Source organism: Lysinibacillus sp. G4S2 (assembly GCF_030348505.1).
GTDB lineage: Bacteria > Bacillota > Bacilli > Bacillales_A > Planococcaceae > Lysinibacillus.
Genome location: NZ_JAUCFJ010000002.1, coordinates 1,297,551 through 1,311,694 on the forward strand (window position 1 = coordinate 1,297,551; position 14,144 = coordinate 1,311,694).

15 protein-coding genes are annotated in these 14,144 nt (G+C 37.2%); all 15 read left to right on the forward strand.

Features of this window, described 5'->3' with window-relative positions:
* The first annotated feature begins 11 nt into the window (after nucleotides 1–11).
* The 15 genes from fliQ (at nucleotide 12) to QUF91_RS06640 (ending at nucleotide 14,087) form a co-directional block, all read left to right on the forward strand.
* On the forward strand, nucleotides 12–281 hold the full coding sequence (gene fliQ, locus QUF91_RS06570) for a flagellar biosynthesis protein FliQ (RefSeq protein ID WP_285394663.1): 270 nt from the start codon (nucleotides 12–14) through the stop codon (nucleotides 279–281).
* Between the two features lie 4 nt (nucleotides 282–285).
* On the forward strand, nucleotides 286–1,062 hold the full coding sequence (gene fliR, locus QUF91_RS06575) for a flagellar biosynthetic protein FliR (RefSeq protein ID WP_285394661.1): 777 nt from the start codon (nucleotides 286–288) through the stop codon (nucleotides 1,060–1,062).
* Nucleotide 1,063: 1 nt separating this feature from the next.
* Nucleotides 1,064–2,152, forward strand: a complete 1,089-nt coding sequence (gene flhB, locus QUF91_RS06580; RefSeq protein WP_285394660.1) for a flagellar biosynthesis protein FlhB — start codon at nucleotides 1,064–1,066, stop codon at nucleotides 2,150–2,152.
* A 23-nt stretch (nucleotides 2,153–2,175) separates the two neighbouring features.
* Complete coding sequence (gene flhA / locus QUF91_RS06585; protein WP_285394659.1) at nucleotides 2,176–4,209, forward strand: flagellar biosynthesis protein FlhA; 2,034 nt, start codon at nucleotides 2,176–2,178, stop codon at nucleotides 4,207–4,209.
* Entirely contained in the window at nucleotides 4,206–5,402 is a 1,197-nt protein-coding gene (gene flhF / locus QUF91_RS06590; protein ID WP_285394658.1) for a flagellar biosynthesis GTPase FlhF, read from the forward strand. Before flhA ends, flhF begins: the two co-directional genes overlap by 4 nt.
* Nucleotides 5,399–6,274, forward strand: coding sequence for a MinD/ParA family protein (locus QUF91_RS06595; protein WP_289417197.1), 876 nt, complete (start codon nucleotides 5,399–5,401; stop codon nucleotides 6,272–6,274). The genes flhF and QUF91_RS06595 overlap by 4 nt, the downstream gene beginning before the upstream one ends.
* Complete coding sequence (locus tag QUF91_RS06600) at nucleotides 6,275–7,429, forward strand: protein-glutamate methylesterase/protein-glutamine glutaminase (protein ID WP_285394656.1); 1,155 nt, start codon at nucleotides 6,275–6,277, stop codon at nucleotides 7,427–7,429.
* A gap of 15 nt (nucleotides 7,430–7,444) precedes the next feature.
* Nucleotides 7,445–9,847 (forward strand): chemotaxis protein CheW, encoded by a 2,403-nt coding sequence (locus QUF91_RS06605; protein WP_289417198.1) that lies wholly within the window; start codon nucleotides 7,445–7,447, stop codon nucleotides 9,845–9,847.
* A gap of 27 nt (nucleotides 9,848–9,874) precedes the next feature.
* On the forward strand, nucleotides 9,875–10,321 hold the full coding sequence (locus QUF91_RS06610) for a chemotaxis protein CheW (RefSeq protein ID WP_053594227.1): 447 nt from the start codon (nucleotides 9,875–9,877) through the stop codon (nucleotides 10,319–10,321).
* Between the two features lie 9 nt (nucleotides 10,322–10,330).
* The gene (locus tag QUF91_RS06615; protein WP_285394654.1) at nucleotides 10,331–10,963 is read left to right on the forward strand and encodes a chemotaxis protein CheC; all 633 of its coding nucleotides are present in this window, start codon (nucleotides 10,331–10,333) and stop codon (nucleotides 10,961–10,963) included.
* The gene (locus QUF91_RS06620; RefSeq protein WP_481817417.1) at nucleotides 10,964–11,470 is read left to right on the forward strand and encodes a chemotaxis protein CheD; all 507 of its coding nucleotides are present in this window, start codon (nucleotides 10,964–10,966) and stop codon (nucleotides 11,468–11,470) included.
* Complete coding sequence (locus QUF91_RS06625) at nucleotides 11,470–11,838, forward strand: hypothetical protein (protein WP_289417199.1); 369 nt, start codon at nucleotides 11,470–11,472, stop codon at nucleotides 11,836–11,838. Before QUF91_RS06620 ends, QUF91_RS06625 begins: the two co-directional genes overlap by 1 nt.
* Nucleotides 11,839–12,371: 533 nt before the next feature.
* Nucleotides 12,372–13,142, forward strand: a complete 771-nt coding sequence (locus tag QUF91_RS06630) for a FliA/WhiG family RNA polymerase sigma factor (RefSeq protein WP_285394652.1) — start codon at nucleotides 12,372–12,374, stop codon at nucleotides 13,140–13,142.
* Nucleotides 13,143–13,178: 36 nt separating this feature from the next.
* The gene (locus QUF91_RS06635; RefSeq protein ID WP_285394651.1) at nucleotides 13,179–13,487 is read left to right on the forward strand and encodes an RNA polymerase subunit sigma; all 309 of its coding nucleotides are present in this window, start codon (nucleotides 13,179–13,181) and stop codon (nucleotides 13,485–13,487) included.
* A gap of 9 nt (nucleotides 13,488–13,496) precedes the next feature.
* On the forward strand, nucleotides 13,497–14,087 hold the full coding sequence (locus QUF91_RS06640) for a hypothetical protein (RefSeq protein WP_289417200.1): 591 nt from the start codon (nucleotides 13,497–13,499) through the stop codon (nucleotides 14,085–14,087).
* Nucleotides 14,088–14,144: the final 57 nt, after the last annotated feature.

Below are 14,144 nucleotides of genomic sequence, written 5' to 3' on the forward strand. Positions count from 1 at the left end.
GATGATACAGTATGACAGGTGAAATGGTTATTTCAATTGCAGAGCGTGCCATTATGATTATCCTTCTAACAAGCGGTCCGCTACTATTAGTTGCTTTAATCGTTGGTTTAGCGGTAAGTATTTTTCAGGCAACAACTTCGATTCAAGAGCAAACGTTAGCATTCGTTCCAAAAATCATCGCTGTATTAGTGGCCATCGTATTTTTCGGTCCATGGATGTTAACACAGGTGACAAGCTATGCGAGAGACATTTTTGAGAATTTAACGCGTTATATAGGGTGAGTAGATGAATGAATTAATCCCGCATTTCACGGTTTTTTTATTAGTACTTGTGCGTGTTTCGGCTTTCTTTGTGACTGCACCTTTATTCTCATACAGGACGATTCCGGCAAAAGTCAAAATAACTCTCGCAATAGTTTTATCTTGGATGATGTATTACACGATTGACGTCGAACCATTTATAGTAAATGGTGATTACATACTTTTAGTGATGAAGGAAGCACTCATTGGACTGTTAATTGGTCTAGTAGGCTACATCATCATGTCGGCAATTCAAATTGCCGGTAGCTTTATAGATTTTCAAATGGGGTTTGCCATTGCCAACATTATTGACCCGCAAACAGGTGCACAAAGTCCATTGATTGGACAATTTTTTAATACGCTAGCATTACTCTTTCTACTAGCAATAGATGGACATCATATGATTCTCGATGGAATTTATTATAGTTATCAATTCTTACCGATGGATCAAGGATTTCCTAATTTCGCAAATGACAATTATGTCGAGTTTATTATCACAACTTTTACGTCTGTTTTTGCGATTGCCTTTCAAATGGCTGCTCCTGTCGTAGCAACGTTATTTTTAGTCGATTTGGCACTAGGAATCACAGCGAAAACTGTACCTCAATTAAATATTTTTGTTGTCGGTTTTCCTATTAAAATTGGTGTTAGTCTTCTAGTGTTATTCACAATGATGGCTGTCATGGTTCAAGTTATTCAAAAGCTTATTACAATTATGATTTATGCTATGCGTGATTTTATGGCTATTTTAGGTGGTGGGTAAAATGTTGCTACTGCTGGATTTAGATTTACAGTATTTTGCGGGAGAAAAGACGGAAAAGGCGACGCCCAAAAAACGACAGGATGCTCGAAAAAAAGGTCAGGTTGTCAAAAGTCAGGATATTTCCAGTGCAATTGTCATGCTCATGGTATTTATCTTTTTATTCTTCTTTGCAGGTTCACTGCGAGATGAACTCCTAGCTTTTTTCAGGCAAACTTTCATTCATAACATACGCGTAGAAACACTAACAATTGATAGTGTGATGCGCTTATTTACAGAAACATTAATGCAAATGGCTGTTATTGTCGTTCCAATTATGGCAATTGCATTTGTTGGAGCATTGGTAGGTAACTTTCTACAGTTCGGCTTTCTATTTACATTAGAGCCGATGAAGTTTGATTTGAAAAAGATGGACCCGATAAAAGGGTTAAAAAAAATATTTTCTGTTAAAGCCATTGTAGAGCTTTTAAAGTCGGTTTTAAAGATTGGCTTTATCGGTGGCGTTACGACAATTATTATATGGACAAATTTGCCAGAAGTTTTGGCGTTATCCTTTAAAAGTCCATGGATGACTCTCATTACAGTGGGTAAGCTTGTTGGTATTATGGGAATTGCAGCTTCCCTCGTTTTACTTTGTGTATCTATTTTAGATTGGTTGTATCAAAAACTTGATTACGAAAAAAATCTTAAAATGTCTAAGCAAGACATTAAAGATGAATATAAAAATAGTGAGGGTGACCCGCTGATCAAATCGAAAATCAAACAACGCCAACGCGAAATGGCGATGCGTCGTATGATGTCAGAGATTCCAAGCGCCGATGTTGTCATAACAAACCCAACTCACTATGCGATTGCCCTCAAGTATGATGAGGAAAGTATGGAAGCTCCACGCGTCATTGCGAAGGGGACAGACTTTATCGCTCAAAAAATTAAATTGATTGCCAAAGAAAATGATGTGATTATGGTTGAAAATAGACCATTAGCACGAGCTATGTACGATCAAGTAGAAATTGGCGATCAGGTACCAGATGAGTTTTTCAAAGCAGTAGCAGAAGTGCTTGCTTATGTTTATCGAATTAAGCGGAAAATTTAAAGCTTTATGTAGGAGGGACACAAATGAAAGTTCGCGATATAGGGGTTTTAGGTGCGGTTATTTTAATCGTTGCGATGCTCATCATCCCTCTTCCTCCGTGGATGTTAAGTTTCTTAATCGTCATTAATATTACACTAGGATTAATAGTTCTTTTAACAGCAATGAGTATGAAGGAAGCGTTAGATTTTTCTATTTTTCCCTCAGTTATTTTACTGTTAACCTTATTCCGACTTGGACTGAGCGTTTCCACAACACGTGCCATTTTAGCGAATGGAGATGCTGGTTCTGTTGTTGAAACCTTTGGTGATTTCGTAGTCGGCGGGAATGTTCTTGTAGGTTTAGTAGTATTCTTAATTCTTGTGTTAATTCAGTTTATCGTTATTACAAAAGGAGCGGAGCGTGTAGCAGAGGTTGCAGCACGTTTCACACTGGATGCGATGCCGGGTAAACAAATGAGTATTGATGCTGACTTAAATGCAGGGATTATTTCTGAAAGAGAAGCACGTGAACGACGCGAAAAAGTAGCGGGTGAAGCGGACTTCTACGGAGCAATGGATGGTGCCACAAAATTCGTAAAAGGGGATGCCATTGCCTCAATGGTCATGGTTATTATCAACTTATTATTTGGTATCATCATCGGTGTTGTGCAGATGGATCTTGAATTTGCAGAAGCAGCTACTCATTTTTCCAAGCTAACAGTTGGGGATGGTATTGTATCGCAAATTCCTGCATTGTTGATTTCTACAGCGACAGGGATTGTTGTAACACGTGCATCCTCTAAAGGTAGTCTTGGTGAAGATATTACAGGACAGTTATTTGCTCAAGCAAAACTGCTTTATGTAGCAGGTGGAACAATTCTTTTACTAGGATTTTTCACACCAATACCTCTCTGGGTAACACTACCAATTGGTATTTCACTAATTGCTGGTGCCTACATGATGGAACGTAAGAAACCAGAGGATGAAGAAGAATTACTTGAAATTGAGGAAGAAGTGGCCACAGACGGCATGAAGAGCCCTGAAAATGTTGTGAATTTATTAAACGTGGACCCAATTGAGTTTGAATTTGGCTATGGTTTAATACCTTTAGTAGATGCTGCTCAAGGCGGCGATTTATTAGATCGCGTCATCATGATACGTCGACAGTTAGCATTAGAATTAGGGATTGTCATTCCAGTTGTACGTATTCGTGACAATATTCAATTACAACCAAATGAATATCGAATTAAAATAAAGGGTAACGAAATGGCGCGTGGTGAACTTTTGCTTGATCATTATTTAGCAATGAGTCCAGGAGACGATGATTCTATCGAAGGTATTGATACAGTTGAACCGTCATTTGGTCTACCTGCTAAGTGGATTACTGAGCAAGTGAAAGAGGATGCCGAAATGTTTGGCTATACAGTTGTTGATCCACCGAGCGTTGTGTCGACCCATTTAACAGAAATGATTCGTGCAAATGCTTATGAATTGCTGGGTCGTCAAGAGACGAAGCAGCTAATCGATCATTTACGCGAAACACATCCAATTTTAGTCGAAGAACTGACACCTACACCATTATCAACAGGTGAAATTCAAAAAGTACTGGGTAAACTTTTACGAGAAAATGTTTCAGTCCGAAATCTACCAATTATTTTTGAGACGCTAGCAGACTATGCAAAGTTAACGAGCGATACCGATATATTAACTGAGTACGTACGTCAATCATTGGCACGTCAGATTACTTCTCAATACGTAGGGGACAGCTCGTCATTAAAGGTTATAACTGTTTCGGGTAAAGTAGAGAAAATGATTGCTGATAGTATTCAGCAAACTGATCACGGAAATTACTTAGCGATGGATCCTCAAGATTCTCAAACTGTCCTGGAGACCATTGCTGCAGAAGTAGAGCGCGTTTCCTTTATGGAACAATCTGCTATTATCTTATGCTCTCCAGCAGTTCGTATGTATTTACGTCAACTAACGGAGCGTTATTTCCCGCAAATTCCAGTTCTTTCATACAATGAACTTGATGCTTCGGTTGAAATTCAAAGTGTTGGGGTGGTGAATGTTGAATGAAAATGAAAAAATATTATGCATCCTCCATACCAGAAGCGATGAAGCTTGTGCGTGCTGAATTAGGTGAGGACGCTGTCATTTTGAATTCAAAAGTTGTAATTACAAAGAAGTTTTTCGGAATCATTAAAAAGAAAAGTTTTGAGGTTGTTGCAGGGATTGATTCAATGGAGCCAAGTAATGTGGCTCCAGCACCTGCAGCTTTACCTATAACAAAAACTAATAAAGAAACTGCAAGGTTACAAGAGATAACGAATACTGTTCAAGCTAAAGTACAACAAGTACAAACACAGCATGATGCGCCATTATATGAAGAGACAAGCATTTCTGAAGATTTGAGGAAGGAAATTGCAGATTTAAAATCTTTAATGCATTCCATGCATAAAAAGACTATCCAAGATCAATATCCCGATGAACTCTTACCTTTCATTGAATACTTAAGACAACAGGAGCTAAGTGAGGAGCTCATCACAACGATTGGTGATGAGCTTTTTATGCATTTCAAAGAAGCGTCAGAAATCAATTTTTCTCAATGTAAGATGATTACGAAAAGTTTATTGCGCAAAGAGCTAGAAAACCTCCCAGTAGGAGGCCTATCCTATGAAAAAAAATATATTAATGTTTTAGGTCCAACCGGTGTCGGAAAGACCACGACAATTGCGAAAATGGCAGCTAGAGCAGTTTTAGAGAAAAAGAAAAAAATAGGCTTTATTACGACAGATACTTACCGGATTGCCGCAATTGAGCAATTAAAAACGTATGCTGGACTGTTGCAGGCGCCTGTCGAAATTGCCTATAATGCAACTGATTTTGAACAAGCAATCCAACGATTGTCCCATTTAGATTTAGTGTTTATAGATACAGCAGGCCGCAATTATAAAGAGGTAAAATATGTAGATGATTTACAGCGCCTCATAAAATTTGATGAACAAGCCGAATCCTTCTTAGTACTTGCAATGACAACGAAAGAAAAGGACATGGCAAACATTGTAGATCAATTTAAGCAATTACCAATTGAAAAATTCATTTTTACAAAGATTGATGAAACAAATTCTATTGGCACAATGATTAATTTAATGATTAAATATAATAAAGGACTTGCTTACTATACGAATGGTCAAGAAGTACCAGAAGATATTGAAGAAGCTGAGATAGAAGCAGTGCTAAATTTATTTTTTCAAGGTGAAGAAAAATGAGAGACCAAGCTGAAACATTACGTTTGAAAATGTTGGGGCAGCAGGGCGGATTAGGTAGAGCGATTGCGGTTGTAAGCGGCAAGGGTGGGGTTGGTAAAAGTAACTTCACAATGAATTTTGCGACTACATTAGCCAATAAAGAGAAAAAAGTTGTAATCGTTGATATGGATATTGGTATGGGCAATATCAATATTTTAATTGGAAAAAATGTTTCTACTAGTTTGAAAGATTACTTGGATGGGAATAAGTTGCTAGAAGAGGTAATATTTGAAGGCCCTTATGATTTGAAATATATTGCAGGTGGATCTGGTTTGTCGAGTGTCGTCGAGTGGTCAGAGGTGATGCTAGAACGACTTATTTATGGGTTTGAACAGCTTCAAAAAGACTTTGATTATATCTTATTTGATATGGGAGCAGGAGCTACTAGTTGGTCATTAGAATTACTAGCCTCAATAGATGAAATCATTGTTATCTCAACAGCAGAGCCAACATCTATTACAGATGCATATTCGATGATGAAATACATTCATTTACGAGATGCAGACAAACAGTTTTATATACTCTGTAACCGTGCCTTTAGTAAGGAAGAAGGAATGGAAACCAATGAACGACTAAAGCGTACGATGAAACGTTTTTTGGACAAAGAGGTTACTGTGTTGGGCTCATTACCTGAAGATACTGTTGTGCGTAAGGCTGTGCGTGAGCAAGTACCTTTTTCACTTGCTTATCCAGACGCACTTATTTCAAAGACACTTCAACTTATAGTGACGCGTTTTATAGAACACCGTGCGGAAGAAGTTCATGCACATGATCAGTCAGCAAGTAAATTCTTAACTAAATTAAGAAGTATTTTTTCGAAAGGACGTGATTAATTGGACTTTTTACATAAAAGCAAGCTATTAGTTGTGGATGATTCTGCTTTTATGAGAAAGCTAATTAGTGACTTTTTTGTTGGCAACTCGAAGGTTGAAGTAGTTGGAACAGCACGAAATGGGAAAGATGCGATAAAAAAAATTCAAACATTGCAACCAACAGTTGTGACAATGGATATTGAGATGCCTGAAATGAATGGGCTTGAAGCTTTAAAAGAAATTATGTCAATATGTCCAGTACCTGTTGTTATGCTCTCAAGTACAACTCAACAAGGAGCAGAAAATGCCTTATCAGCAATTGAATTTGGAGCAGTAGATTTTGTCGCGAAGCCGAGCGGAACAATTTCTCTTGATTTACATAAAATCCAAACCGAGCTTGTCCACAAGGTTGAACAAGCAGCATTGGTACCTATTTCAAAATTAAAGAAACCTTCTGGTAGTAAAAGACCACAAGAACAGGCATTAAATGCGAGTATCATTAGAAGAGAACAACGTGGTGAAGGCAGGGTGACTCCTTCTGTCGATGTTTCTCCGTCCAAGGTAGAAATTTCGAAGCCACATATTGATTGGAGTAAAGTAGGTAAGAAAATTGTACTAATAGGAACTTCCACTGGCGGACCAAGAGCGTTACAAGAAGTAATTACAAAAATCCCAAAATCAATTCAAGCACCAATATTAATTGTCCAGCATATGCCAGCAGGATTTACAAAATCTCTTGCTACTCGTCTTGATCAATTGAGTGAGATTACTGTAAGGGAAGCTGAGCAAGGAGATATTCTCCAAAATGGAGTAGCGTATATTGCACCAGGTGGGTATCATTTAAAACTTAGAAAAGTAGGTACCTCCTTTGGCATTGTCCTTGATAATAATGAACCACCTAGATCTGGACATCGCCCCTCTGTAGATGTGATGTTCGAAGATGTGAGTCATTTTAAAGATTTTGATAAAGTGGCAGTTATTATGACAGGTATGGGCCATGATGGCTCTAATGGACTAAAAGCACTAAAAGGTTCTGGAAATGTGATTGCTATCGCTGAATCAGCTGAAACTTGCATAGTGTATGGTATGCCAAAAGCAGCAGTGGAAACGCAGCTTGTCGATGAAGTTGCAGATGTAGATGATATTGCACAAACAATAATGAAATATTTGCCTTAAAAGGGGTGTCCTCTTATGGAAGTCAATCAATATTTAGAGATGTTTATCGAAGAAAGTAAAGAACATTTACAAGCATGTAGTGAACATTTATTAGAACTAGAAAAAAATCCAGCTGATTTGGCGATTGTTGGAGAAATTTTCCGCTCTGCACATACATTAAAAGGTATGTCTGCAACAATGGGCTTTGAAGATTTAGCTGATTTAACTCATAAAATGGAAAATGTATTAGATGCAATCCGAAACGAGAAAATCCATGTAACTCCTGAAATTTTAGATGTTGTCTTTGAGTCTGTAGACCATCTAGAAGAAATGGTGATGGACATTGCGAACGGCGGAGATGGAAAGCGTGATGTATCCTCAACTGTAGCGCAGTTAAAGCTTATTGAATTAGGTGAGTACGCGATTCCTGAAGTAGTAGCAACTACTGAGACACCAGTTCCTGCTGTAGCAAGTGTTTTAGAGTATGACAGCTTTGAACAAACAGTTATTACACAATCTGCTGAACAAGGTTTCAATGCATTTGAAATTTCAGTGCGACTACGTGAGGACTGTCTTTTAAAAGCAGCACGTGTATTTATGGTGTTTGAGATTTTAGAAAAAGATGGGGATGTTATTAAATCAAATCCATCTGTAGAAAAGCTTGAAGATGAGCAGTTCGATCAACAATTTTCCGTAGCTTTCGTGACAAAAGAATCTGCTGAAGATATGCAGAAAAAGATTATGAAAGTATCAGAAGTCGAAGAAGTGATTGTTGCAACTATTGCTACCTCAGTTACTACTGTAGCAAGTGTTTTAGAGTATGACGGCTTTGAACAAACAGTTATTGCACAATCTGCTGAACAAGGTTTCAATGCATTTGAAATTTCAGTGCGACTACGTGAGGACTGTCTGTTAAAAGCGGCACGTGTATTTATGGTGTTTGAAATCTTAGAAAAAGATGGGGATGTTATTAAATCAAATCCATCTGTAGATAAGCTTGAAGATGAGCAATTCGATCAACAATTTTACGTAGCTTTCGTAACAAAAGAATCTGCTGAAGATATGCAGAAAAAGATTATGAAAGTTTCAGAAGTCGAAGAAGTGATTGTCGCAACGATCGAACAAAAGCAATTTAATGAAAACGAACAAGCAATTCAAGAAGTAACAGCTACAGCAACGGTAGAACCGGAGGCTAAACCTGTTACTGCACCTGAAAACAATACACCAGCACCTAAACCTGCAAAAGCAGAAGCTCCTGCTAAGGCGGATAAAAGTCATGCGCCTGTTGGGAATAAAACAATCCGTGTGAATATCGAGCGCCTTGATATATTAATGAACTTATTTGAGGAGCTTGTTATAGATCGAGGACGACTACAGTCTATTGCAACTGAAGTTAATCATGGAGAGTTAAACGAAACAGTAGAGCGTATGAGTCGAGTAATGGGTGACTTACAAACAATTATTTTAACGATGCGTATGGTTCCAGTTGAGACAGTATTCAACCGCTTCCCAAAAATGATTCGTCAGTTATCTCGTGATCTTAATAAGAAAATTAACCTTGAAATTATCGGTGCTGAAACTGAACTAGATCGTACGGTCATCGATGAAATTGGAGATCCACTTGTTCATTTAATCCGTAACTCTGTCGACCATGGTATTGAAAATCCTACAGCTCGCCGTGCAAAAGGAAAGCCCGAAGAAGGAACGGTTGTACTACGTGCTTATCATAGCGGTAACTATGTCTTTATTGAAATTGAAGACGATGGAGCCGGTATTAACCGTGAAAAAGTACTAGCAAAAGCTATTTCTAAAGGTATTGTTACACAAGAACAATCATACTCAATGTCAGATAAGCAAATTAATGAGCTTATTTTGGCTTCTGGGTTCTCAACAGCAGATGTTATTTCTGACGTATCGGGCCGAGGCGTTGGATTAGACGTTGTTAAAACAACAATAGAATCATTAGGTGGAAATATTTCAATTGAATCTACACAAGATGTAGGCTCAATATTCTCGATTCAATTACCACTGACATTATCGATTATTTCTGTAATGCTAGTAGAAATCGAAAAAGAGATCTATGCAATTCCACTTTCATCAATTATTGAAACTTCCATTATCCGTTCATCTGAAATTATGAATGCGCATAATCAAAAAGTAATCGACTTCCGTGGCAAAGTAGTACCACTAGTATTCTTAGAAGAAATATTTGAGGTACCTCGCAAAGAACCGAAGAATGATGAATTCCATTCGGTGGTCATCGTTCGAAAAGGTGAGAAGCTTGCTGGTTTAGTAGTGGACTCATTCATTGGCCAACAAGAAATTGTTCTGAAATCATTAGGAAATTACTTAACGAATATCTTTGCAATTTCAGGTGCAACAATTTTAGGTAACGGGAAAGTAGCCTTAATTGTGGATTGTAACGCACTTATTAAATAAGGTGAATGAATAAGAGAGGTGTAAACAATGACAAACGCAGTGGAACAAGAAAGTATTAAAGTGATTGTTTTTCAATTAGCAGATAAAGAATATGCGATTCCTGTATCACATGTACAGGGGATTGAAAAACTAATGCATATTACGCGTGTACCGAAAACAGCGAAATATGTAAAAGGTGTTATTAACTTACGCGGTGTCGTAACGCCAATCGTGGATTTACGTGAACGATTTGAGTTACCGATCTCTGAGCATGAAGAAACAACTCGCATTATCATTATTTCATTAGAAGATATGGAAGTAGGCTTCGTAGTAGATTCTGCAAATGATGTGCTAGACATCCCTGCAAACGCAATTGAACCACAGCCAGAAGTTGTTGGTTCACTTGAGGAAGAGTTTATTTCAGGCGTTGCTAAAATAGATAAACGATTATTAATATTATTACATTTAGAGAAAGTACTAAATCCACTAAAGTAGGGATCGATAATGACATATAATCAAAAGATTACATCACTACATTTAGATGTATTGAAAGAAATTGGAAATATCGGTGCTGCGCATGCTGCGACAGCACTTTCCAATTTACTTGGTAAAAAAATTGATATGCGAGTACCAAAGGTTGAAATGGTTTCATTTAATGACATGATGGAGCTTGCTGGAGGATCTGAAAATGTTGTAGTTGGAATCTATCTACGCATTGAAGGTGATGCTGAAGGTAGTATGTTCTTTATTCTGCCAATTGAACAAGCAAATCGTTTTATCCGTCGACTTATATATGATGAATCATTCGACTTTAAAAAACGACCTGTTTCAGAATTAGGTTTATCAGCTATGCAGGAAATGGGTAATATTTTATCTGGCTCTTATTTATCGGCGTTATCTGACTTTACAAATTTAAAAATTTATCCGACAGTGCCAGGACTAAGTGTTGATATGTTTGGTGCCATTATTAGTATTGGCTTGATTGAATTATCACACGTTAGCGATAATGTAATCGTCATAAACACATCCATTTTTGAAGACGGTGTAGAGGATCAAGAAACAGTAAAAGGGCATTTCTTCTTATTGCCAGATCCAGATTCATTCGAAGCTATTTTTAAATCATTAGGAGTTTCGTAGATGATGCTGAATAGTAGTAATGGACAAGTGATAAAAGTTGGAATTGCACAAATGGATGTAGTAAAGTTACCAAACACGATAAGAACATCAGGTCTTGGGTCTTGTGTAGGTGTTATTTTATATGATGAGTCAAAAAAAATTGCTGGTTTAATACATGTGATGTTGCCAGATTCAAGCTTAGGTAGACAAGAGTCAATAAATGTGGCTAAATTTGCTGACACAGGCATTGCGGCAATGATTGACTTATTAAAGTTAGAGGGCGTTCTAAAATTCAAGCTAAAGGCAAAAATTGCTGGTGGTGCACAGATGTTTCAATTTACTTCTGACAAAGATTCAATGCGGATCGGTCCCCGTAATGTAGAAGCTGTAAAGTCTGAGTTAAAACGTCATGGAATTCCTTTAGTTGCCGAAGACACGGGTGGTAACAGTGGTAGAACAATTGAATTTTATCCTGCGACGTCAACATTAAATATTCGTACGGTTAACCAAGGAGTGAGCGAAATATAATGTTTGGTTCTATTTTTTACAACCTGTGGGGTGCGTTAGTTGCCTTTTCTATATATTTTTTTAGTACATTTCAAAAACCTTTTACACCACTACGTATTATCATAGGAGCATTTGTAGCGGGAATAATAGTGTTTTTCCTTATGTATATTGTAAGATTTTTAATTGCCTACGTTTTATTCACACCAGAGGGCGATGACGAAGTCGTTGAAGGTGACCTTGAAGAAAACGAAACCGACAATCGCAATGAAGAAAATCAAGAAACACCAACGGCTAACTCAACCGTTGAGTTTCAGGATGAAAGCTCAGATGAAATTGCTCAAGTTGTAAGAACGATGATGAATCGTGAAGATGAGCAAGTAAATGCATAATTATAGGAGTCGCGAATAGCGGCTCTTTTTTGTACTTATCTTAATTCTCGACTGATGTGCTAAATATTAATACTTGTTGGGTGTTCAATGTTTTAAGATGGAGGTGAGTGCCCTGAAGTGATTACTATGTTTATGTTAACAAACCGAGGGAGCCTAGGAGAATTTTCAATTGTGAGTCCTGAAAATATTTGCTGTAGAAACTATATCTAATTTTGTTGCTTTAGGTGTCTGACTCGTACAGACAATGTGTTTACAAGTCATGAAGGCACCTTTTGTCCATTTTAAATATGCCCGACAAATAAATTTGAAGAATCTGTGATAGAGTAAGAGAAAGAAATGAAATTAAAGTCGATTCTTGTTATAATATAGGAAAGAATTGCTTTGTTTTTATGGTAGAAGCTTACGGCAATAACGCTTCGTTGTCTTCAACAAATGAACTATATTTTTTCAGAAAGAAGCAAAAAATATCGAAGTAGTAGTAAACAGTGGCAAACAGGCGCGTAAATGCGTTTTTCTTAAGAGAGGTGGATTACATGACACAACCAATTCTGAACGATGAACAAAAGCTGTGGAACCGTTGGATACATGAGCGCGATCCAGATGCTGGTGATTTACTAATAAAAAAATATATTTCTCTAGTATCTTATCATGTACAGCGTATTGGTGCGGGTTTACCAAAGAGTGTATCTCGAGATGATTTAACAAGCTTAGGCATGGTAGGACTTTTTGATGCGTTAAATAAATTTGATATTAATAGAGATTTGAAATTTGATACATATGCTTCTTTTAGAGTAAGAGGAGCAATTATAGATGGTTTACGTAAGGAAGATTGGTTGCCACGTTCAGCTCGTGAAAAGGCTAAAAAATTAGATGCACAAATTGAACATTTAGAACAAAAATATATGCGTCATGTAACACCTGAAGAGCTTGCGGAGCATATGGTTTTACCTGTTGAGGAAGTTTACCAAACTGTACAGGAACATTTCTTTTCAAATGTTCTTTCCATTAATGAGCAGCAAGATCAAGATGAAACGGATGGAAAGTCATTTGTTATCCGTGATGATACGACTGAGACACCTGAACAAGCTGTTGTTAAGTCAGAATTACTGGAGGACTTAGCTGAAAATATCCAAAAGCTAAATGATAAAGAGCAGCTGGTGCTTAGTTTATTTTATACAGAAGAATTGACATTAACAGAAATTGGGGAAATGCTTGAACTATCAACGTCACGTATTTCACAAATCCACTCTAAGGCACTATTAAAGTTACGAAAATTATTATCCAACGAAATGATTAATGTGTAATAATCTTATATACCTACTATTGAAGGAGTGAGTCAAATGAGTTTAAAGGGTGTCGAACTACAAATAGCTATTCCGAAAACATTTGAAGCTGGGAAAATGGCGGATCAGGCACAACAACAAGTTTTGGCTCAGCAAGTACATGCAAATGAAGCGTTAAAAAAAGAAATAGAACGCAAGCAAAAAGTTGTGAATACTTCAGAGGGTATGGATGAGATTGGTGAGGAAGAAGAAGCGGGTGGCGAATATATAAAAGGTACTCGAAAAAAGAAAAAAAGTAATAACGAAGAGCCGAAAAAACAAGCTCAACATCCGTTTAAGGGTAATTTCGTGGATTTTAGTGGATAGGAGTATATTATGACAACCATATTAATTGCGGTTCTATTTTTTTTACAGTTACTTTCATTTTATTTCCTTATCATTTTAAATACAAAACTAGCAAAATTTAAAGATTTAGAAATAAAGCAAGAACGTTTAATGCGTGAAATGGATGATACTATAAGTGTTTATTTAGCTGAAATGAAAGATGAAAACGATCGTTTGATTCAAGAGTTGCAAAGAGTTTCAAAATTTGAAACTACAACGGATGCTGTTAAACAGGTAGAGCAGACTGTGAGACAAAAGGAGCGGGAGCAACCTCCTTCTCTGACAGAGGAAGAAAGCACTGTAGACGGTTCTAGTAGTCTAAATAATGAACCGCGAATTTATGTGCCCAAAAATATCGCAGCCAATGCTTATTCACGCCAGCAACAAACAGGAGCCAAGTCTGAAGCTAAGATGGTACATTCAGCCCAACAACCGGCAATACGAAAAGACGAAGCGAAGCCATTAACAATCGAACAACAAGCTATTAAATTAGCGAAACAAGGTAAAACTTCAGAAGAAATTGCAAAACAGCTTCAAAAAGGAAAAACAGAAATCGAGCTTTTATTGAAATTTCATAACTAAAACAGTTGCTAATAGGGTAAAGCTATGATATAGTTGCAAATGGTGTTATTAATACAC